The organism is Mesorhizobium sp. P2_C7 (assembly GCF_056404515.1).
Map to the genome: position 1 here is coordinate 227,370 of NZ_JBFUDW010000011.1, position 21,256 is coordinate 248,625.

General features: G+C 63.3%; 15 protein-coding genes. 12 read left to right on the forward strand and 3 right to left on the reverse strand.

The window, feature by feature from the left end:
- Nucleotides 1–149: 149 nt before the first annotated feature.
- The 3 genes from AC1D2G_RS23010 to AC1D2G_RS23020 are packed head-to-tail and all read left to right on the forward strand — an operon-like array spanning nucleotide 150 to nucleotide 2,379.
- Nucleotides 150–695 carry a hypothetical protein gene (locus tag AC1D2G_RS23010; protein ID WP_477416789.1) on the forward strand — a complete coding sequence of 182 codons (546 nt, stop codon included), beginning with the start codon at nucleotides 150–152 and terminating at the stop codon, nucleotides 693–695.
- Entirely contained in the window at nucleotides 581–1,135 is a 555-nt protein-coding gene (locus AC1D2G_RS23015; protein WP_477416791.1) for a PAS domain-containing protein, read from the forward strand. Before AC1D2G_RS23010 ends, AC1D2G_RS23015 begins: the two co-directional genes overlap by 115 nt.
- Nucleotides 1,075–2,379 (forward strand): GGDEF domain-containing protein, encoded by a 1,305-nt coding sequence (locus AC1D2G_RS23020; RefSeq protein WP_477416793.1) that lies wholly within the window; start codon nucleotides 1,075–1,077, stop codon nucleotides 2,377–2,379. The genes AC1D2G_RS23015 and AC1D2G_RS23020 overlap by 61 nt, the downstream gene beginning before the upstream one ends.
- Nucleotides 2,380–2,457: 78 nt before the next feature.
- Here the strand turns inward: AC1D2G_RS23020 and AC1D2G_RS23025 are convergent, their stop codons facing one another.
- Nucleotides 2,458–4,338, reverse strand: coding sequence for a CHASE3 domain-containing protein (locus tag AC1D2G_RS23025; RefSeq protein ID WP_477416795.1), 1,881 nt, complete (start codon nucleotides 4,336–4,338; stop codon nucleotides 2,458–2,460).
- A gap of 232 nt (nucleotides 4,339–4,570) precedes the next feature.
- Between AC1D2G_RS23025 and AC1D2G_RS23030 the strand changes: the two genes are divergently transcribed.
- The 8 genes from AC1D2G_RS23030 (at nucleotide 4,571) to AC1D2G_RS23065 (ending at nucleotide 16,284) form a co-directional block, all read left to right on the forward strand.
- Nucleotides 4,571–5,824, forward strand: coding sequence for an aspartate kinase (locus AC1D2G_RS23030; RefSeq protein ID WP_457150474.1), 1,254 nt, complete (start codon nucleotides 4,571–4,573; stop codon nucleotides 5,822–5,824).
- 83 nt (nucleotides 5,825–5,907) lie between these two features.
- A complete protein-coding gene (ptsP, locus tag AC1D2G_RS23035; RefSeq protein WP_477416797.1) occupies nucleotides 5,908–8,178 on the forward strand; it encodes a phosphoenolpyruvate--protein phosphotransferase in 2,271 nt (756 codons plus the stop codon).
- A 10-nt stretch (nucleotides 8,179–8,188) separates the two neighbouring features.
- Nucleotides 8,189–9,268 carry a peptide chain release factor 1 gene (prfA, locus tag AC1D2G_RS23040; protein ID WP_477416799.1) on the forward strand — a complete coding sequence of 360 codons (1,080 nt, stop codon included), beginning with the start codon at nucleotides 8,189–8,191 and terminating at the stop codon, nucleotides 9,266–9,268.
- Nucleotides 9,261–10,139 carry a peptide chain release factor N(5)-glutamine methyltransferase gene (gene prmC, locus AC1D2G_RS23045; RefSeq protein WP_477416801.1) on the forward strand — a complete coding sequence of 293 codons (879 nt, stop codon included), beginning with the start codon at nucleotides 9,261–9,263 and terminating at the stop codon, nucleotides 10,137–10,139. Before prfA ends, prmC begins: the two co-directional genes overlap by 8 nt.
- Nucleotides 10,140–10,442: 303 nt before the next feature.
- A complete protein-coding gene (locus AC1D2G_RS23050) occupies nucleotides 10,443–11,405 on the forward strand; it encodes a DUF4167 domain-containing protein (protein ID WP_477416803.1) in 963 nt (320 codons plus the stop codon).
- Nucleotides 11,406–11,626: 221 nt separating this feature from the next.
- On the forward strand, nucleotides 11,627–14,233 hold the full coding sequence (gene clpB, locus AC1D2G_RS23055) for an ATP-dependent chaperone ClpB (RefSeq protein ID WP_477416805.1): 2,607 nt from the start codon (nucleotides 11,627–11,629) through the stop codon (nucleotides 14,231–14,233).
- A 58-nt stretch (nucleotides 14,234–14,291) separates the two neighbouring features.
- Nucleotides 14,292–14,657 (forward strand): MmcQ/YjbR family DNA-binding protein, encoded by a 366-nt coding sequence (locus tag AC1D2G_RS23060; RefSeq protein ID WP_477416807.1) that lies wholly within the window; start codon nucleotides 14,292–14,294, stop codon nucleotides 14,655–14,657.
- A gap of 151 nt (nucleotides 14,658–14,808) precedes the next feature.
- Nucleotides 14,809–16,284 carry a L,D-transpeptidase family protein gene (locus tag AC1D2G_RS23065; RefSeq protein WP_477416837.1) on the forward strand — a complete coding sequence of 492 codons (1,476 nt, stop codon included), beginning with the start codon at nucleotides 14,809–14,811 and terminating at the stop codon, nucleotides 16,282–16,284.
- A 24-nt stretch (nucleotides 16,285–16,308) separates the two neighbouring features.
- Here the strand turns inward: AC1D2G_RS23065 and AC1D2G_RS23070 are convergent, their stop codons facing one another.
- Nucleotides 16,309–16,941 (reverse strand): TMEM175 family protein, encoded by a 633-nt coding sequence (locus AC1D2G_RS23070; RefSeq protein ID WP_477416809.1) that lies wholly within the window; start codon nucleotides 16,939–16,941, stop codon nucleotides 16,309–16,311.
- A gap of 163 nt (nucleotides 16,942–17,104) precedes the next feature.
- Here AC1D2G_RS23070 and AC1D2G_RS23075 point away from each other — a divergent pair, with 163 nt between their 5' ends.
- On the forward strand, nucleotides 17,105–18,664 hold the full coding sequence (locus AC1D2G_RS23075; protein ID WP_477416811.1) for an MFS transporter: 1,560 nt from the start codon (nucleotides 17,105–17,107) through the stop codon (nucleotides 18,662–18,664).
- 11 nt (nucleotides 18,665–18,675) lie between these two features.
- On the opposite strand, the gene AC1D2G_RS23080 is transcribed toward AC1D2G_RS23075, so the two are convergent.
- Nucleotides 18,676–20,643: a M23 family metallopeptidase gene (locus AC1D2G_RS23080; RefSeq protein WP_477416813.1), complete on the reverse strand. Its 1,968-nt coding sequence runs from the start codon at nucleotides 20,641–20,643 to the stop codon at nucleotides 18,676–18,678.
- Nucleotides 20,644–21,256: the final 613 nt, after the last annotated feature.

Sequence of the window (21,256 nt, forward strand, 5' to 3'; positions counted from 1 at the left end):
GCTGACCCAGCTCCCTGGGTGCAGGGTGTCTGTCCCAGCGGCGGTGGTTGATCGAGCTTCCTTAACATGAAATTTACGAGGTTGGCGGTTTCCTGAAGCACGAGCGGGATTCGGCATATAGATTGCCTTTCCTAGAATCGGATGGCTTGGTGCGGATCAAGACCCAGATTATCGCTACTTTGCTGAGCGCAGCGGCCTTGATCGGCCTGGTGGGCGGCATTGCAATAGTCTCCCAGATGTCGCTGACCAGATCCTCCGCACTGGCCGAGGCGACAAGCGTTGCACGGCAACTGGCGGCGGCGATCGCCTTCAAGGCCGCCGATACGCCACGTCCGCTGTTCGAGAGACCCGAGGCGCTGCGTGAATTCGTGACCTCGCAGCACATCGGCTCGAAACGCGACCTCGTGGTCGTCGATCGCGGCAAGATCATTCTGGCCGACGTTCCGGGTGAAGAACAAAATATCGGAACCGCGTTCGATCATGATCGCGGCAACGAAGTCGGCCGCACGCTCGATGACGGCGAGCCGCGCGACTTCGTCGAAAGCAGCGCCGACGTGCGGAAGCAATCAACCTGGTCGCGGTGCCCATCAAGGATGCTCCGGGCAAGATCGTCGGCGCGGTCCTGTTCGAATACACGCCGCTGCTGCGCGCCGCCCATCTGCGCACCAATAACATGCTCTGGCTTGTCGGTCTGAGCACCGCGGCCGCCGTGCTGATATCGGCGCTCTCGGCTTTCCTTCTGCTGCGCGGCTTTGGCGCTGGCCTTTCCGGCCTCAACCGCGGCATCGAATCGCTGGCGCGCGGCGACGCCGGGGCACGGATCGGCCGTACCTCCAATGACGAGTTCGGCCTGTTGGCGCAACGGTTCGACCGCATGGCATCCGAGCTCGAAGCCTCGCGTGGGCAACTCGTCGAGCAGAAGGCCTATATCGAGGATATCGTCCGTACCGTCGCCGAGGGCATTGCCGTTATCGACGGCAACGGCCAGATCGTCTCGGTCAATCCCGCAGCGGCCGAAATCATCGGCTTTGCAACGACAAGATCGAGGGCCAGGACTGGCCGTCGGTCCTCCATATGCGAGGATTGTCGGGAGACAGGCTGGCGCAGGGCACATCCCCGATCGAACTGGCGCTGACCACGGGTCGCCAGCATCAGGCCGAGGTGCGGTTGGTAAGGCCTGATGGATCGTATTTGCCAGTGATTGCGAGCTGCAATCCGCTCAATCGCTCGGATGGCGGCATCGTGCTGACGTTGAGCGACATCGGCGAGTTGCGCAGCGCCGAGCGCGCGGTCAGCGATCGCGCCGAGGAACTGTCGACGCTGAACCGCGAACTGAAGGAGACGTCCCAGGCAACGACTCGCCTGGTCAAACTCGGGGAGTTGCTTCAGGCTTGCGTCACCTTCCAGGAGGCTTTTTCCGTCGTCGGGTCGGCCATGCCCGACTTCTTTGGCGGATTGAGCGGAACCGTTCATCTGACCAGCGCCTCGCGCAATCTGGTCGAGGAGATGGCGCATTGGGGCGCGGTCCGTTCGAGCGTTGGCCAGTTTGCGCCGGAAGATTGCTGGGCGCTGCGGCGCGGCCAGGAGCATGTTGCCGGCCCCGGCATGCTGACGCCGCGCTGCAACCACATCACCGAGAATGGCGGCCGCGGCTATGTCTGCATGCCTCTGGCGGCACAGGGAGAGACGCTTGGCATCGTGCATCTGTGCGAACCAGACGCCGCCGACAAGCCGGATTGGCTGACCGAACGGCAGCAGATCCTGCGCGGCGTCGTCGATACGCTGGCGTTGGCGCTGGCCAATTTGCGCCTGCGCGAAACGCTGCGGCAACAATCGATCCGTGATCCCAACACCGGGCTCTACAACCGGCGCTATCTCGAGGAAACAAGCAGTCGCGAACTGAGGCGCATGGAGCGTGCAGAACAGCCCCTGGCGATGATCATGCTCGATGTCGATCATTTCAAGCAGTTCAACGACACGTTCGGCCATGAAGCCGGCGATCTCGTCCTCAAGCAGGTCGCCGCCACGCTGCTCGACCACGCCCGGGAAAGTGACGTGGTGTCACGCTATGGCGGCGAGGAATTCGCCCTGATGATGCCGGCGACGTCGCTGGCGCACGGTGCCGAGCGCGCCGAGGCGCTGCGAAAAGCGATCAAGCAGCTTCACCTCGCTCATCGCGGCCGCACGCTTGGCACCATCACCGCCTCATTCGGGGTGGCTGCCTTTCCAGAGCTTGGCGCCTCCTGGGCGGAGATCGTCAACGCCGCGGACCGCGCGCTCTATCAGGCAAAGGCGGATGGGCGTGACCGCGTCGTCGTCGGGCTGGGCAAGGCCCCAGCCGACCGGCACCAGGCCAAGGCCAGCAAAACACTGGCTTGAGGTCCGGTGTCCCGCTGTCGCACCCACCCAGAAACGCAGTTGCGTCAGGGCAGGTCGCGGTTGTCGATCACGACAGGATCATTCCGGGCCGGGCTGCTTGGTGTCGAGTACGTCGCGCAGTTTCGCCGCCAGTTGCTCGATGGTGAACGGCTTGGCCAGGAAGTGCACGTCGTGGTCGAGCACGCCGTTGTGGACCACGGCGTTCCTGGTGAAGCCCGTGGTAAAGATCACCTTCAGCTGCGGCATGCGGGCGACCGCTTCCTCCGCAAGCTTGCGGCCGTTCATCACCGGCATGACGATATCGGTGAACAGAAGGGCGATGTCGGGGTTTTCGGCCAGCGCCTGCAGCGCTTCCTGGCCGCTGCCGACATGGATAACGGTGTAGCCGAGTTCGCGCAGGGCATCCGTGGTTGAGGCGCGCACGCGTGCATCGTCCTCGACGACAAGGATGGTTTCGGTGACCTGAGCCATGGGGTTGTCGCCTCGCCCCGCCGGCACGGCGACCTCCTCCTGTCCGAAGAAGCGCGGCAAATAGATCTTGATGGTCGTGCCTTCGCCGGGCTCGGAATAGATCTTGACGTGACCGCCGGACTGTTTGACGAAGCCGTACACTTGGCTCAGCCCCAGGCCCGTGCCCTTGTTGACCGGCTTGGTGGTGAAAAAGGGCTCGAAGGCCTTGGCCATGGTGTCGGGCGCCATGCCCGACCCGGTGTCGCTGACGGCGACCATCACATACTGGCCGGCTTTGACCTCGGCATGGGTGGCGGCGTAGCTGTCGTCGAGGTGGCTGTTGGCGGTCTCGATGGTCAGCTTGCCGTCGTCGCCCATGGCGTCGCGCGCGTTGACGGCAAGGTTGAGAATGGCGTTCTCGATCTGGCTCGGGTCGGCATGCGTCTTCCACAAGCCTCCCGCCAGCACGGTTTCGATCCGGATGGTTTCGCCGAGCGCCCGCCGAAGCAGGTCGGACATTCCGGTCAGCAGGCGGTTGGTATCGACGATCTGCGGCGCCAGCGGCTGCTGGCGTGAGAATGCGAGCAGCCTGGCTGTCAGATTTGCCGCCCGGTTTGCCGCGTCGACCGCCGCTTCGATGAATTTTGCGATGTCGTGCTCGCCGCGCTCCAGCTTGCGCTGGGCGAGGTTCATGGCGCTGATGATGACCGCCAGCATATTGTTGAAGTCGTGGGCGATACCGCCTGTCAGCTGACCGACTGCCTCCATCTTCTGCATCTGGCGGATCTGGGATTCAGCCTTTTCGCGTGTCTGGATCTCATTGCCGAGCGCGACGTTCTTGCGCGTCAGCTCATCCTGGGCGACGGCCACCTCGCGGTAGCGGCGTCGGGATTCGCGGATGGTGAAGGTGCCGAGCAGAAAGATCGCCAGCAGGGCCGCCAGCGAGCCGATGCGCAGCCAGGTCTCGACCTGGTCCGTGTGCTCGTCACGCTCGGCGACGGCGGCGGCGCCGATGCGCCGGATCGTATCCATGCTGGCCCGGATCTCGTCCATGGCGGCCTTGCCCTGACCGCTGCGGACCATCTCCAGCGCCTTCGCCGCGTCACCCTTGTCATAGAGGGCGATCGTTTCGGACAGCTCCGCCTGCTTTTGCGCAAGCGCATCCTTGATGTGACTGACCTGCGGGGCGAGCTGGTCGTCCGAGGCTGTCATGGTGTCGATACGGGCGAGTTGCCCCGGGATTGCCTCGACCGCCTTCCGATAGGGTTCGAGGTAGGATTTCTCGCCGGTCAGCAGATAGCCGCGCTGGCCGCTCTCGGCATCCTGCGCCAGTGAAAGCAGCCCGGAAAGCAGTTCCTGATATTCGATTGTCTCACGCGCGGCGGCGCGATTGGCCCGCTGGCTCTCGACCAGCACGGCGCGCGTGCCGACGATCAGCGCCAGCACCGCGAAGCCGATGAAAAGCGGGAGCGATTGCCATCGGGTGGCGCGTCGAAGACGAGCAATCATCTGTTATGCCGAACCAAATGGGAATTCCCGCGGGCAGCATTTCGTAAGCGGCGGCGGACCGGAACGCAATATGCCATCTTCTTGAAGTCGGCAATCCGCCGCCAGCCTTGCGAAAGCTTCATCATTTGGCTAAGGAGGCCGCGCATTCAGCGGCCGGCATCAGCTGGCCTTCCGCTTTTCGGGATTCCGCTTTTGGGCTGGGTCCGGCTTCAGTCAAAGGCATTTCGCTTCCATGGCGCGCATCGTGATGAAATTCGGCGGAACCTCCGTCGCCGACATCGCCCGCATCCGCAATGTGGCGCGTCACGTCAAACGCGAAGTCGACGCCGGCCATGAGGTGGCGGTGGTCGTCTCGGCGATGGCCGGCAAGACCAATGAACTGGTCGGTTGGACGCGCGAAGCCTCGCCGATGCACGACGCACGCGAATATGATGCAGTCGTCGCTTCCGGCGAACAGGTCACCGCCGGCCTTCTGGCGATCACCTTGCAGAACATGGGCGTGCATGCCCGTTCCTGGCAGGGCTGGCAGATCCCTATCAAGACCGACAATGCCCACGGCGCGGCGCGCATCCTCGACATCGACGGCGCCTTCCTGATCAAGCGTTTCGGCGAGGGCCAGGTGGCGGTGGTCGCCGGCTTCCAGGGCATCGGCCCGGACAATCGCATCGCCACGCTTGGCCGTGGTGGTTCCGACACCAGCGCTGTGGCGATCGCCGCGGCGGTCAAGGCTGATCGTTGCGACATCTACACCGACGTCGACGGGGTCTACACCACCGATCCGCGCATCGAGCCGAAGGCGCGGCGGCTGGCCAAGATTTCGTTCGAGGAAATGCTTGAAATGGCCTCGCTTGGCGCCAAGGTTCTGCAGGTGCGTTCGGTCGAGCTTGCCATGGTGCACAGGGTGCGTACCTTCGTGCGGTCGTCCTTCGACGATCCCGATGCGCCCGGAATGGGGGATTTGCTCAATCCGCCCGGAACGCTCATTTGCGACGAGGAAGAGATCGTGGAACAGCAGGTCGTCACCGGAATTGCCTATGCCAAGGACGAAGCGCAGATTTCGCTGCGCCGTGTCGGCGACCGGCCGGGCGTCGCCGCCGGCATCTTCGGGCCGCTGGCCGAGGCCAACATCAACGTCGACATGATCGTCCAGAACATYTCCGAGGACGGCAAGTTCACCGACATGACCTTCACCGTGCCGTCGGGCGATGTCGACAAGGCGCTTGCCGTGCTCGAGCGCCTGAAAGCCTCGATCGGCTACGATGTCGTGCAATCGGAAGCCGGCATGTCGAAGGTTTCGGTCATCGGCATCGGCATGAGGAGCCATGCCGGCGTCGCCGCGACCGCTTTCAAGGCGCTGGCCGACCGTTCGATCAATATTCGCGCCATCACGACCTCCGAAATCAAGATTTCGATACTGATCGACGGTCCGTACACTGAACTTGCGGTTCGTACTTTGCATTCCGTCTACGGTCTGGATAAGCAGTAGCGAGAACGATTTGAGTTGTTGCGTGTGCGCCGGTCGCAGTGGAAACTGCGGCGGGCAGAATGCCCATTGGAGAAGAAGCCGCGATGCGTGATCAGGCCAGTGGCCCGCGCGTTTTGCTGAAACGGCTCCGCGAGCTCATGCAGGAGCCGCTGGAGCCGCAGGAGCGGCTTGACCGGATCGTGCGCGACATCGCCTCCAACATGGTCGCCGAAGTCTGCTCGCTCTACGTGCTGCGCGCCGATTCGGTGCTCGAACTCTACGCCACCGAAGGTTTGAACCCGAACGCCGTCCACCTGGCGCAACTGCGGCTGGGGCAAGGCCTGGTCGGCACGATCGCGGCCAGCGCGCGGCCGCTCAACCTTTCCAACGCCCAGGAACACCCGGCCTTTGCCTACCTGCCGGAGACCGGGGAAGAGATCTACAATTCCTTCCTTGGCGTGCCGGTGCTGCGGGCAGGGCGCACGCTGGGCGTGCTGGTCGTGCAGAACAAGACGATGCGCCACTACCGCGACGACGAGGTCGAGGCGCTGGAAACCACGGCGATGGTCATCGCCGAGATGATCGCCACCGGCGATCTGGCGCGGCTGACCCGGCCGGGCCTCGAACTCGACTTGCGCCGTCCGGTCAGTTTCACCGGTCTGTCCTTCAACGACGGCGTCGGGCTTGGCCATGTCGTGCTGCACGAGCCGCGCATCGTCGTCACCAATTTGTTCAACGAGGACAGCGAGGAAGAGGTCAGGCGGCTCGAGACCTCGCTCGGCTCGCTCCGGCTCTCCATCGACGACATGCTGGAACGCCGCGACGTCGCCTTCGAGGGCGAGCATCGCCAGGTTCTGGAAGCCTATCGCATGTTCGCCAACGACCGCGGCTGGGTGCGCCGGCTGGAAGAGGCGATCCGCAACGGCCTGACGGCGGAAGCGGCTGTGGAAAAGGTGCAGAGCGACATGCGTGCCCGCATGCTGCATATGACCGATCCCTATCTGCGCGAGCGGATGAGCGATTTCGACGACCTCGCCAACCGGCTGCTGCGCCAGCTGATGGGGCGCGGGCCGGAAGATGTCGCGGCGTCGTTGCCGAAGGACGCCATCATCGTCGCCCGCTCGATGGGCGCCGCCGAGCTGCTCGACTATCCCCGCGACAAGATGCGCGGGCTGGTGCTCGAGGACGGTGCAGCCACCAGCCACGTCGTCATCGTCGCGCGCGCCATGGGCATTCCTGTCGCCGGCCAGATGAAGGGCGCCGTTTCCATGGCGGAAAACGGCGATGCCATCATCGTCGACGGCGAAGAGGGCGTGATCCATTTGCGGCCTCAGTCCGACCTCGAAGCCGCCTATGCCGAAAAGGTGCGTTTCCGGGCGCGCCGGCAAGAGGTTTATCGCGAGCTGCGCAAGAAGCCGTCGACGACGAGGGACGGTGTCCAGGTCGACTTGTTGATGAATGCCGGTCTTGCCGTCGACCTGCCGCAGCTTGCCGAGGCGGGTGCGGCCGGCATCGGTCTGTTCCGTACCGAACTGCAGTTCATGGTCGCCTCGACATTTCCCCGCGCCGAGGCCCAGGAAAAGCTTTACCGCGACGTGCTCGAGGCAGCGCGCGGCAAGCCGGTGACCTTCCGCACCATCGACATCGGCGGCGACAAGGTGCTGCCCTATTTCAAGGGAGCGATCCAGGAGGAGAACCCGGCGCTCGGATGGCGGGCGATCCGCCTGACGCTTGACCGGCCGGGCCTGCTGCGCACCCAGATCCGCGCTCTGCTCAAGGCCAGTGGCGGACGTGAACTCAAGCTAATGCTGCCGATGGTGACCGAGCTTGGCGAGATCGCCCAGGCGCGCGAGATCATCGACCGCGAGGTACGGCATCTGTCGCGCTTTGCCCATCACCTGCCGACCAGCCTCAAGCTGGGCGCGATGCTGGAAGTGCCGTCGCTACTGTTCCAGCTCGACGAATTGATGAAAGCGGTCGACTTCGTCTCGGTCGGTTCGAACGATCTGTTCCAGTTCGTCATGGCCGTCGACCGAGGCAACACGCAATTGGCCAACCGGTTCGATACGCTGTCGGCGCCGTTCCTGCGCGTCCTGAAGCAGATCGCCGATGCCGGCATCCGCAACCACACGCCGGTAACCCTGTGCGGCGAACTCGCCGGTAAGCCGATCTCGGCAATGGCGCTGATCGGTCTCGGCTTCCGCTCGATCTCGATGTCGCCGGCCTCGATCGGCCCGGTCAAGGCGATGTTGACGGAACTGCCGCTGGATGAGTTGGAGGCGTTCTTCAACGACAATCTGATGGCGCCGGCGCAGGGGCTGCCGATGCGGGCGCTGCTGCAGGCCTTTGCCGACGACCGTTCGATCCCATTGTAGCATCCTCATCATGGTCAATTTGCCCCGCGATCGTATGGATCAAGTCGTCAAGCGTTTCGAGATGCTCGAAGCGCAGATGTCGGCTGGCCCGGCGCCGGAAGCCTATGTGCGGATGGCGTCGGAATATGCCGAGATCCAGGACATGGTGGCCAAGGTCAGGGCGCTGCGCTCGGCCGAGCATGAGCAGGCCGATCTTGAAGCCATGCTTGCCGACAAGGGTACCGACACCGAAATGCGGGCGCTGGCGGAGGCCGACCTGCCGGAGGTCGAGGAGCGCATCGAGGCGCTGCAGAAGGACATCCAGATCCTGCTGCTGCCCAAGGATGCCGCCGACGACAAGAACGCCATTCTCGAAATCCGCGCCGGCACCGGCGGCGACGAGGCCGCGCTTTTCGCCGGCGACCTGTTTCGCATGTATGAGCGCTACGCCGCCGAACGCGGCTGGCGTTTCGAGACGGTGTCGGCCAGCGATGGCGATGCCGGCGGCTACAAGGAAATCATCGCCACGATTTCCGGCAAGGGCGTCTTTGCGCACCTGAAATTCGAATCCGGCGTGCACCGCGTGCAGCGCGTGCCGGCGACCGAGGCGAGCGGGCGCATCCACACCTCGGCCGCCACCGTCGCCGTGCTGCCGGAGGCCGAAGAGGTCGACATCGACATCAGGGCCGAGGATATCCGCATCGACACCATGCGCGCCTCGGGCTCGGGCGGCCAGCACGTCAACACCACTGATTCGGCTGTCCGCATCACCCATCTGCCGACCGGTATCATGGTGGTGCAGGCGGAAAAGTCGCAGCACCAGAATCGCGCCAAGGCCATGCAGATCCTGCGCGCCCGCCTCTATGACCTCGAGCGCAGCAAGGCGGATGAGGAGCGCTCCGAATCGCGCAAGTCGCAGGTCGGCTCCGGCGACCGGTCCGAGCGCATCCGTACCTATAATTTCCCGCAAGGCCGCGTCACCGACCACCGCATCAACCTGACGCTCTACAAGCTCGACCGGGTGATGATGGGCGAACTCGACGAAGTGATCGACGCGCTGATCGCCGATCATCAGTCGAAGCTGCTCGCCGACATCGGCATCGATGGCTGATCGACTGCCCGAGGCGCTGGGGCCGCTGCTGCGGCAGGCGCAGGCTCGGCTTGCCGCTGCCGCCGTCAACGATCCGGCGCTCGATTCGAGGCTGATCGTCGAACATTTTTCCGGCACGACGCGCACGCAGGCGATTGCCGATCCCAACCGCAAGATCGACGGAAGCGCCATTGCGGTAATTGGTGATGCCTTGAGACGGCGCGCCGGCGGCGAGCCGGTGCATCGCATCCTCGGCTATCGTGAATTCTATGGTTTGCGCCTGTCGCTGTCGCCGGAAACGCTGGAGCCGCGGCCGGATACCGAAACGCTGGTCGAGGCGATGCTGCCCTTCGTCAGGGCAGTGGCAGTGCGGGAAGGCGAATGCCGCATCCTCGATCTTGGCACCGGCACCGGCGCCATTGCGCTGGCGCTGCTTAGCGCCGTGCCGGCAGCGATCGCAACCGGGGTCGATATGTCCGCGGGCGCGCTGGCGACGGCGACCCGCAATGCAAGGCAACTGGACCTTGCAGGTCGGTTCACGGCGATCCAGTCGGACTGGTTCGAAAAAGTTTCCGGCCGGTACCATGTAATTGCCGCAAACCCTCCCTATATACCGTCTGAAGACATTGGAAATCTGCAGGACGAAGTCCGCAATTTCGATCCGCGCCTGGCCTTGGATGGCGGCGAGGACGGTCTGAGCCCCTACAGGATCATCGCCGCGGAGGCGGCAAGGTTTTTGGAAGCTGAAGGCAGGATTGCGGTCGAGATCGGCCACACGCAGCACAACGAGGTCTTGGAAATATTCGCCGTAGCCGGCTACCTGCCGGGCGGTGCATTTCAGGATCTTGGCGGAAACGACAGGGTTCTTGTCTTTAAAAGGACAAAGCCTTGACGCAGTGCAAAAAAAGCGCTTGGCAATGCCGGGGAATGCGGCTAGGGTCGCCTTAACCGGATGAGACGAAGCAGGCAGTGCTCTTAGCGATTCGGTCTTCCTTGGAAATAGCTGCCTTCTTGCGCAAACGATGCCCAAGCTTCGTGCGGGAATCGTCCGGCAAGTGATGTAACCGGAACAGGATGGCACGTGGCGCCAACGCAATTGATGCGGGCGAACGCCGGTGAAGAAACGAAGCGGCTGGCTGCATGAGCGCCTCCGTTCGTGAAGAGTTTTCGAAAATTTCAAAATGAAGAGAGTTTGATGAGGCCACAACAGCAGAACAGGCGCATGCGCGGTCGCAACAATAATGGCGGCGGCGGTGGCAATAACAACAATAACAACAACAACCGCAAGGGACCAAATCCCCTGACGCGCAACTATGAGAGCAACGGCCCGGACGTGAAGATCCGCGGTTCGGCTCAGCAAATCGCCGAAAAATACGCCACCTTGGCCCGTGATGCGCATAGCTCCGGCGACCGGGTCATGGCGGAAAACTATCTCCAGCACGCCGAACACTACAATCGCATCATCGCAGCCGCGCAGGCGCAGATGCCGATCCAGAACACACAACAGAATCGCGATGATTTCGACGACGACGGCGACGAGGATCGCGACGAGTTCGACAATGCCGGCAACAGCGGCAACACTATTTCCGATGCCCAGGTGCCGGTGATCAACCATGGCGCCGGGCCGCAGCCGGTCATCGAAGGCATGCCGGCCGAGGTCGCGCTCAACCGGGAAAACGGCCGCGACAATCGTGATGGCAATAGCGGGCGTGACAATGGCGGGCGCAACAATGGCGGCCGCGACAACAATGGGCGCCATCGCGATCGTCGCCCCAATGGTGGCTACGGCCAGAATGGACAGCGCGACTATGGCTCGTCCGCCGAGCAAGGCGGCCAGCCGCAACGCAACGAGGCCCCGACCCAGGTCGAAGCCCCTTCGCCGACCGAATCGACCGAATCCGTTGTGACAGCCGAGCCGGCTCCGCTGTTCGAAAACCTGTCGCCGGCAGGTCTTGCCGCCCAGGCCGAGCTCAATGAGGCGGCCGCCGAAAGCGGTGCTGCCCGTCGCCCGAGGCGCCCGCGCCGTCCGCGCGTCAGTGCCGATCAGGTCGACAGCGGCAGCGACAATGCCAATTCCGGCGCCGATGCCGGCGAGGTGGCTGTGGCCCCGGCCGACGGCGGCAATGCCGAACCGGTCAAAGTCGACATCGACAACTGATCGAACGACATTTCAGGATATTGGACGGCGGAGAGAAATCTCCGCCGTTTTCGTTTTGTGCCGCGATGGAATATTGTGCGTTGACCGACATCAAGGCGTCTTGAGACAGCTTGGCCTATGCACCATATCTCGGCTGAACTGGACCCGGCTCGAATGGGCGGGTCCGTCACCGCAATCGGATCCGGTGCCGCAAAGCGGGCCGGTGATGGAAGGAGACAGATATGAACCTTGAGAAATATTCAGAGCGCGTGCGCGGCTTCATCCAGTCCGCGCAGACCATGGCCCTCTCCCGCAACCACCAGCAGTTCACACCCGAACACATCCTTAAAGTGCTCGTCGACGACGACGAGGGCCTGGCCGCGTCGCTGATCGAACGTGCCGGCGGCAACGTCCGCGACGTCAAGCTTGGCGTCGTAACGGCGCTCGAAGCGATGCCCAAGGTCGAAGGCGGCAACGGCCAGCTCTATCTGGCGCAGCCGCTGGCCAAGGTGTTTTCGACCGCCGAAGAGCTGGCCAAGAAGGCCGGCGACAGCTTTGTCACCGTCGAGCGGCTCTTGCAGGCGCTCGCCATGGAAAAATCGGCCAAGACCGCCGACATCCTGGCCAAGGCGGGGGTCACCGCACAGGCGCTCAACCAGGTCATCAACGATGTCCGCAAAGGCCGCACCGCCGATTCGGCGAGCGCCGAACAGGGCTACGACGCGTTGAAGAAATACGCGCGTGACCTGACCGCGGATGCCCGCGCCGGCAAGCTCGATCCGGTCATCGGCCGTGACGACGAGATCCGCCGCACCATCCAGGTGCTGTCGCGCCGCACCAAGAACAATCCGGTGCTGATCGGCGAACCGGGCGTCGGCAAGACGGCGATCGCCGAAGGCCTGGCGCTGCGCATCGTCAATGGCGACGTGCCTGAATCATTGAAGGACAAGCAATTGATGGCGCTCGACATGGGCGCGCTGATTGCCGGCGCCAAATACCGCGGCGAGTTCGAGGAGCGGCTGAAGGCCGTGCTCTCCGAAGTCACCTCGGCCGACGGCAACATCATCCTGTTCATCGACGAGATGCACACGCTGGTCGGTGCCGGCAAGGCGGATGGCGCCATGGATGCGTCGAACCTGTTGAAGCCGGCATTGGCGCGCGGTGAGTTGCACTGCGTCGGCGCCACAACGCTTGATGAATATCGCAAGCATGTCGAGAAGGATGCGGCCCTTGCCCGCCGCTTCCAGCCGGTGTTCGTCGATGAGCCGACTGTGGAAGACACCGTCTCGATCCTGCGCGGCCTGAAGGAAAAATACGAACAGCACCACAAGGTGCGCATTTCGGATTCGGCGCTGGTTGCGGCGGCGACACTGTCCAACCGCTACATCGCCGACCGCTTCCTGCCGGACAAGGCGATCGACCTCGTCGACGAAGCCGCCTCGCGGCTGCGCATGCAGGTCGATTCCAAGCCCGAGGCACTCGACGAGATCGATCGTCGCATCATGCAGCTCAAGATCGAGCGCGAGGCGCTGAAGGTCGAGACCGACGATGCGTCGAAGGATCGGCTCGCCCGCCTGGAAAAGGAACTCGCCGGTCTCGAGGAGGAATCGACCGAAATCACCACAAAGTGGCAGGCCGAGAAGCAGAAGCTCGGGCTTGCCGCCGATCTGAAGAAGCAGCTCGACGAGGCGCGCAATGAGCTTGCCATTGCCCAGCGCAAGGGTGAATTCCAGCGCGCCGGGGAGCTTGCCTATGGCAAGATCCCGGAACTGGAAAAGAAGCTGAAGGAAGCCGAAGCCCAGGATGGCAAGGTCGGCATGGTCGAAGAGGTAGTCACTCCCGACCACGTCGCCCATATCGTCTCGCGCTGGACCGGTATTCCGGTCGACAAGATGCTGCAGGGCGAGCGCGACAAGCTGTTGCGCATGGAAGACGAGATCGGCAAGCGCGTCGTCGGCCAGGGCGAGGCGGTGCAAGCTGTCTCGAAGGCCGTGCGGCGGGCGCGCGCGGGCCTGCAGGATCCGAACCGGCCGATCGGCTCGTTCATGTTCCTCGGACCGACGGGCGTCGGCAAGACCGAACTGACCAAGGCGCTTGCCAGTTTCCTGTTCGACGACGAGAGCGCCATGGTGCGCATCGACATGTCGGAGTTCATGGAGAAGCACTCGGTCGCCAGGCTGATCGGCGCACCTCCCGGCTACGTCGGTTATGAGGAGGGCGGCGCGCTGACCGAAGCGGTGCGGCGCAGGCCCTATCAGGTGGTGCTGTTCGACGAGATCGAGAAGGCGCATCCGGACGTGTTCAACGTGCTGCTGCAGGTGCTCGACGACGGCCGCCTGACCGACGGCCAGGGCCGCACGGTCGACTTCCGCAACACGCTGATCATCATGACGTCGAACCTTGGCGCGGAGTATCTCGTCAGTCTCGGCGAGGACCAGGATGTCGACCAGGTCCGCGACGAGGTGATGAATGTCGTCAAGGCTTCGTTCCGGCCGGAGTTCCTCAACCGCGTCGACGAGGTGATCCTGTTCCACCGGCTGCGCCGGCAGGATATGGGCCGCATCGTCGAGATCCAGCTCAAGCGGCTGGAGAGCCTGCTGACCGATCGCAAGATCACGCTGTCGCTCGACCAGGAGGCGATCGACTGGCTGGCGGCCAAGGGCTACGACCCGGCCTACGGCGCGCGGCCGCTGAAGCGTGTGATGCAGAAGGAACTGCAGGACCCGCTGGCGGAGAAGATCCTGCTCGGCGACATCCTTGACGGCTCGACCGTCAAGGTGACGGCCGGTTCCGACCGGCTGAACTTCCGCTCGAAGCCGACGATTGTGGCGGCCGAGGTGGCAGCCTGATCCAAAGCCGCGCGTTCAGCCAGGACGCGCGGCCTTTTCATACAAAGCGGGGGCGCGGATGACGCTGGACGACTACAACAGCTTCTGCGCTTCGCTGCCTTCGACAAACCACGTCGTCCAATGGGGCGGCGCTCATGTCTGGAAGGTCGGGGCCAAGGTCTTTGCGATCGGTGGCTGGGACCAGGGCCAGCAGCTCTTCGTCACCTTCAAATGTTCCGACATCGCCTTTGACGTGCTCAAGGAGCAGCCAGGCTTGCGTCCGGCACCCTATCTTGCTTCGCGCGGCATGAAATGGATCCAGCGTCAGACAAGCCAGAGCATGGATGATGACGCGCTAAAGGACTATCTGCGCGAGAGCCATCGCCTTGTTGCCCTGAAGCTGACCAAGCAGGCGCGCAGGGAGCTGGGACTTGCCGCAAGCTAGCTGATATTCATCGAGGCGCCGGGAAACCGCCATCTTCATGCCCGGTTCATATTGGAACCATATGGTGGTGAACTGGTTTGCTGGCGAAGGGGTTCGCCGTACAGGGACACTGCCGGGCGGCGGCAATTACGGACCGGAGAGTTTGGCCACCATGCTGCGCACGATCTTCACCCTTTCGGTACTCGCCGGCGGGCTTTTGTCCTCTGGCGCGCTCGGCGCGCCTTCGCAGGACAGCGCATCACGGATTGCGCGCGCCGCCGACGATGGCGGCATCCTCGTCGCCCAGGACGGCAATCTCGACATCTATTACGACGCCAGGGGCAACCGCGTCATCGTCGATGCCGATACGGGCAAGGTCATCGCTATCCAGCCGCCGCAGACGCGGCTCGACCGGCGCGCGCTGCGCCGCGAGACACGGCTGCGCGAACTGGGCCGGGTCCCCGATGACAATGACCGCTACTATCTCGACGATCCGCAAGACATGGCGCGGTTCCGTCGCAAGCAGTTGGAAGAAGAAGGCCGGGTCATCCCGCCGCCGGCGGACGAATATGATCCTAACAGCGACAATTCCGTGGAAGCCTATCCGCCGCCACCGCAGGACGACGGCAGCTACGACAACAATTATCCCGATGCGCCGCAGTCGACAGAGCCGGGCACCATCAAACGCCAGCCGCTGAACGAGGCCTCGATTGACCCTGCCCAGCCGGCGTCTCCCTCCGAGCAAGCGGGACTGCCGCCATCGACTGGGGGCAAGTCGACCGTCGAGCCGGCGCTTTCGCTGGGAGCACGTCAGGATGTCGCGGCGCTGCAGGTGCTGCTCGACCGGGGTGGCGCTTCGCCTGGCGTCATCGATGGGCGTTTCGGTTCGAATGTCGACAAGGCGCTCGCCGCCTACAACCAGATCACCGGCAGCAATCTGCGGTCGACCGATGCGGTCGGCATCCAGGCGGCTCTTGCGCAGTCCGGTGGCGATGCCTTCGCCAATTACACCATTACCCCGGAGGATGCGGCCGGTCCCTATGTCGCCTCGATCCCGGAAGACTACAGCCAGAAGGCGCAGCTCGACCGCATGGGCTATACGTCGGTGACCGAGGCGCTCGCGGAGCGCTTCCACATGGACGAGAACTACCTCAAGGCGCTCAACCCGGACGCCAATTTCAATCGTCCCGGTACGACCATCAAGGTCGCAAATTTCGGCAAACTGGTCTCGACGCCGGTTGCCCGTATCGTCGCCGACAAGGGCAGGAAAGAGGTCTTCGCGTATGATGCGGGCGACAAGCTGGTGGCGGCCTATCCCGCAACCATCGGGTCGGCGGATACACCGTCACCGTCCGGCATACACGCTGTATCGCGCGTCGCTCTCGATCCGAACTACACCTACAACCCCAGCATCAATTTCAAGCAGGGTCAAAACGACAAGGTCCTGACGATTCCGCCAGGTCCGAACGGTCCGGTCGGCTCGGTGTGGATCGCTCTGGACAAGCCGACCTACGGCATCCACGGCACGCCGGATCCGTCGAAGATCGGCAAGACAGAAAGCCATGGCTGCGTGCGCCTGACCAACTGGGATGCGCGGGAACTGGCCAAGCTGGTTTCGCCGGGCGTGACGGTGGAGTTCGTCGACTGAAGCTGAAGCACGCTTCTGAAACGCTCAGCCGATGATCCTGCGCACCCACTTCGCGCCCGGGGTTATCGCATAGACCAGTTGCACCACCAGGATAAATCCGACGCTGAGTAACGGCGTGATCAGGCACAGTGCCGCGCCAATCGCCCACAGGATCTGCGCCTTGACGATGCGCAGATAGACCGTGCGGCTGGTTTCCGCGTCGACATCCTCTGCCAGGAAGCCGTTTTTCTCCGCATAGCGCCAGCTGGCGAATAGCGTGACGCCGAGCATCAGCAGGTTGAGCCAGTAGACCAGCATCGCGGTTTTGAACTCGAGGAAGTCGGCCAAAAGATCGGTCGAGAACGGCAGCAGGGCAATGAAGGCGAGAAAGCAGAGGTTCAGCGTGGCAAGCCGCCGGTCGGATTTGGCGATCAGCCCATGCTGCGCCTGCTGGCCGAACCAGAAGATGGTCAGCGTCAGGAAGCTCAAGGCATAGGTCAGGAAGCGTGGCGCCAGTGCCGCGATCGCGGCAAGCAGATCGCGCTCCGAATGGATCGCCTCGTGCGCCGGCACCCTGATTTCGAGGACGATCAGGGTGAGTGCGATGGCGAACACGCCGTCGGTGATGCCGACGATACGGCCGCGTCCCTCCGCCGATGCTTCAAGTGGCCGCTTCATCGACTTCTCCCCGTCTGCAATTTTCCGGAAACCTGGCCAGAACCTAGCATGACTGCCGCCGTGTGCACCCGGACAGGCGCGATCCTGGCCATGTGACTGGTTTCAAGGACAGCAAGCCACTGGCCGGTTGTTGCCAACACGCCTGCGGTCTAAGCAAGGTTCCATGCATTCACCAAGCGAAGCCGCCGCCGTTCCGCTGACCAGTCCGGTCACGAACGGCACGTTCTGTCCACCGTCGCAGCGGCGATTCGTGCTGATTGCGGCGATCCTGGCCTCGGCGCTCGGTTTCATCGACGGTTCGATCCTGGCCATCGCCATGCCGGCGATTCGCGTCAACCTTGGTGCCAGCCTGGCGCAGGCGCAGTGGATTTCCAATGCCTATGCTTTGACGCTCTCGGCACTGATCCTTGCCGGGGGCGCCGCCGGCGATCGATTCGGTCTGCGCCGCGCCTTCGTGGCAGGCATTGCGCTATTCATTGTCGCCTCGCTTGCCTGTGCGCTGGCGCCGAATGCGGTGGTGCTGATTGCATTTCGCGCGCTGCAAGGCATTGGTGCGGCGATCATGGTGCCGGGCAGCCTCGCCATCATCGCCAAGGCCTATCCGAAAAAAGAGCGCGGCCGCGCCATCGGGATCTGGGCCGCGGCTTCGGCGCTGACCACGGCACTTGGCCCGGTGCTCGGTGGTTTCGTGCTGTCGGCATTCGGTGATGGCATCTGGCGGGCGATCTTCGCGGTCAACCTGCCGCTCGGCCTGATCTCGATCTATCTACTGCTGGCCAAGATCCCGGCCGATACGCCGACGGAAAAACGCAGCCTGGATCTCGGCGGCGCCGCGCTCGCGACATTAGCCTTCGGCGCGCTCGCCTACGGGCTGACCTCGATGAGCGCCAGCGGCGAGGGCCATTTGTCGGGGCCGAGCATTGCCGTTGGTGCAGTGCTGCTGGCTGTCTTTATCGCCTTCGAGCTTTGGCAGCGCGAGCCGATGATCGATCTGTCGCTGTTTCGCATCGGCGCTTTCGCCGGCGCCAATCTCGCGACGTTCTTCCTCTATTTCGCGCTGTCGGCCAATCTCTTCTATCTGCCGATGCTGCTGATCGCCGGCTGGGGACTGAGCACGGCCGAGGTCGGCTTCATCTTCCTGCCGCTGTCGGCATCGATGGCACTTTTGTCGCGGCCCGTCGGCCAGTTGTCAGACCGGATCGGGCCGCGCTTTCCGATCGCCTTCGGCAGCCTTGTCGTGGCTTTCGCGTTTGCAGGACTTGCCTTGCTCACCCATGCCGGCATCCACAATTTCTGGACGGGAACGTTTCCGCTGATGGGGCTGATGGGGCTCGGCATGGCGCTGGTCGTGTCGCCACTGTCGACCGCGATCATGACGGCCGTGGAAGACAAGGATACCGGTGCTGCCTCCGGCATAAACAATGCCGTCTCGCGTATCGGCGGCCTGATCGCGGTGGCAGCGATGGGCTCGCTTGCGGCTTCGGTCTACGCGAAAGCACTCGATGGGAATGCGACGCCCGGCGTGCCAGGCTTTGGCGAACCGGCGACGATTGGGCTGGCGCCGGCAGTCGATGCGGCAAGGCTTGCCGCCAGCGACGCGGCGTTTTCCGCCGTCTCTTCGGTGACGGCACTGCTCTGCCTGCTTTCAGCAGTGATCGCGTGGACGACCATTCCCGGTCAGCGGCTGCCATGGCCGTGGCGTGCGGAAAATCCGCAAGGCTGAAAATCAGCGAATCAGCCGTCGATCTTGGCGCTCGCAACCTTCAGCGAATCACTGTCTTCCTGCTTCAGCAGATCGTCGATGCGCTCGCGTTCGCGCTTGAAGGCGACGAGATCATCGCCCTTCAGCACTTTGCCGACCGGCAGCCGGACACGCATCGAATCGACTTTGGTGCCGTTGACGATCAGCTCGTAATGGAGATGCGGACCGGTGGAGAGGCCGGTCTGGCCGAGATAACCAATGACCTGGCCCTGGCGAACCCGCACGCCTTCTTCGATGCCTTTGGCAAAGGCGCTCTGGTGATTGTAGGACGTCTCGTAGCCATTGGCATGGCGAATGATGATCTGTTTGCCATAGCCGCCGGCCCAGCCCGCCTTCTCGACGACGCCATTGCCGGCGGCGATGATCGGCGATCCGATCGGGGCGGCCCAGTCCGTACCTGTGTGCATGCGGACATAGCCGAGGATAGGATGCCTGCGCGCACCAAACCCGGAGGTAAATCTCCCGTTTGGCAGTGGGTTGCGCAGTAGGAACTGCTCGGCGCTGCTGCCGTCCTCGTCGAAATAGTCCGCGCTACCGTCCTGCATCTGAAACCGGTAGAAGTTGCGCGTTTGCCCGCCGAAGGTCGATGAGACATAAAGCAGTTCGGACTCGTCGGACGCTTGGTCGTCGCCGTCCGGCTGCGAGAACAAGACTTCGAGGCGATCCGCCGGATTGAGTCGCGACTGGAAGTCGACGCCGGATGCCAGCAGCTTGACCAGTTGCTGGGTCATCTTTTTCGACATGCCATAGGAATAAGCGGCGCGGTAGATGCCGTCATAGATGTTCGGCAAATTTCCGCGCACCACCACGGGCGGTGAGTCGTCGAACGCCGTCAGCAATTCGGGGTTCGGATCCGGCTCCTGCGCCGGCACATACTGGCCGCGATCGTCGAGCGCGATGGTGACGATGTGCTGCGTTCGGTCGTAGACGCTGGTGCGCACGACCTTGGCGGCGTCGCCATGCACCTCGAGCCCGACACGCAGCACGGTTCCGGCCTTGAGCGCCGTCGCGTTCAACAGCTTGGCGATCGCTTCGGCCATGCCGGTGGCGTCTTCTCCCGTATAGCCCGAATCGGCAAAGGCCTCAGTAATGTCGAGATCCTTGGTGAAGGGGATGATTTCCTCGGCGAAAGCCGGCGCCTGATCGTCGGCGGCGGCGCGTGGCGCCACCGAGACGTTCTCCGGCACGATCTTGACGTCATAGGAGCCGGCCATGCTCTCGGCAAAGGCGTCGCCGAATCGCTGCGGGTCGACATAGTGCAGTGAAGCGACCTGGACGGCGCCATCGCTGAGGTCGGTGCCGGCTTCGCGCACCACCTTTTCCACCTCGTCGGCGGACAGGTCGCTCTTTTCGTCGAAAGCCGCCGTATCGATCGGGAAATCGACGGTCTTCAGGCTCATCTCGCTTTCGACCTTGGCGCCGTAGATCTGGCCGGAAGCGGCCGAGGCTGTCGCCGGCTGCGCCGCACTATCGTCGCCGTCGTTGCCGAACACCTGCATCGGGTCGAAAGGCGGGTAGGGGCGGCTGGTGGTGTGGCCGGCGGCAAGCGCCATCTTGATCTGCACGAAAGGCATGGTGTGGATGACGTCGCGGTCGCCGACCTTGGTCACCATCGACACTTCCATCCGACGGCGGTCCTTGGCCTTGGCGATCTGACGCGGCGCCACCAGCCTTGTCGTCTTGGCCACCTCGCCGGAATCGCCATTGCCGGCAAGATTGATCAGTTCCGCAATCTCGGGTGGCGTCGCCAATTGCTGACGTCCGTCAAGGGCAGCGAACAGTGCCACGCCCATCAGCACGCTTGAGGTCACGCCGGTGAGGAAGGTGCCTGACAGCCAGCGTGCGGAAACCTCGCGCCGGTCGGGCGGGCCGCTGCGGCCATCCGCAATAAGCGGCGGCTCGTTGCCGAGTTCGGCTATGACATCTTCCGTGTCTGGCATCCAGAAAGGCTGCTTCTTCCCCGGGCGGAACGGCTTGTCGCTTTTGTTATGGCCGTGACATTTGCCTGTCATGGCCGGTGAAGTCAACGAAGCCTACGCCCCGGTCGAATTCCCCTCGCGCACTTCTCTTGTATAGGGCGCTCTATAAAGAGGGGCGGTTCACCTTCTCTGCAAGGCTCATCGCGCACCCCTGTATGAGGCTCTTGAAAGAGGCGCTGCGCCGTCGGCGCGGTGCCGCTTTCGTTGGCTTTGGTGTCGAACGGCAATGCGGCGGCAATAGGGCTCCTTCGTGGTCGCCCACCCGGCGTTGTCGCTGTTCCCCAAGGGCAGCCGGCTATCAACAGACCAGGTCCGAGATTTCTGTCGCAAAAAGTTCAAAAACTTTGAGATGGCTGTTGACAGTTGTTGAGGGTGGCGACTATATACGCCTCACCAACGAGGGCGGCACGCCGCTGGCGACGAAGAAGTTTGCTTCTAAGCCTGCCCGTTGTGAGATTCAAGAGAGCCGCGTAAGCGACACTCGGACGGCCCCGGAGCCAAAAGCGAAACGGGCCACGACACTGCGTCTGCGGTGTCTGTTCTTTGAAAATTGAATATTGAAGAAAGAGAAACG

Excerpts from the sequence above, each read along its gene's own strand:
- AC1D2G_RS23020 (WP_477416793.1), top strand. The coding sequence starts at position 1,075 with ATGCGAGGATTGTCGGGAGACAGGCTGGCGCAGGGCACATCCCCGATC.
- AC1D2G_RS23025 (WP_477416795.1), bottom strand. The coding sequence starts at position 4,338 with ATGATTGCTCGTCTTCGACGCGCCACCCGATGGCAATCGCTCCCGCTT.
- ptsP (WP_477416797.1), top strand. The coding sequence starts at position 5,908 with ATGCGTGATCAGGCCAGTGGCCCGCGCGTTTTGCTGAAACGGCTCCGC.
- prfA (WP_477416799.1), top strand. The coding sequence starts at position 8,189 with ATGGTCAATTTGCCCCGCGATCGTATGGATCAAGTCGTCAAGCGTTTC.
- prmC (WP_477416801.1), top strand. The coding sequence starts at position 9,261 with ATGGCTGATCGACTGCCCGAGGCGCTGGGGCCGCTGCTGCGGCAGGCG.
- AC1D2G_RS23050 (WP_477416803.1), top strand. The coding sequence starts at position 10,443 with ATGAGGCCACAACAGCAGAACAGGCGCATGCGCGGTCGCAACAATAAT.
- clpB (WP_477416805.1), top strand. The coding sequence starts at position 11,627 with ATGAACCTTGAGAAATATTCAGAGCGCGTGCGCGGCTTCATCCAGTCC.
- AC1D2G_RS23060 (WP_477416807.1), top strand. The coding sequence starts at position 14,292 with ATGACGCTGGACGACTACAACAGCTTCTGCGCTTCGCTGCCTTCGACA.
- AC1D2G_RS23065 (WP_477416837.1), top strand. The coding sequence starts at position 14,809 with ATGCTGCGCACGATCTTCACCCTTTCGGTACTCGCCGGCGGGCTTTTG.
- AC1D2G_RS23070 (WP_477416809.1), bottom strand. The coding sequence starts at position 16,941 with ATGAAGCGGCCACTTGAAGCATCGGCGGAGGGACGCGGCCGTATCGTC.
- AC1D2G_RS23075 (WP_477416811.1), top strand. The coding sequence starts at position 17,105 with ATGCATTCACCAAGCGAAGCCGCCGCCGTTCCGCTGACCAGTCCGGTC.
- AC1D2G_RS23080 (WP_477416813.1), bottom strand. The coding sequence starts at position 20,643 with ATGCCAGACACGGAAGATGTCATAGCCGAACTCGGCAACGAGCCGCCG.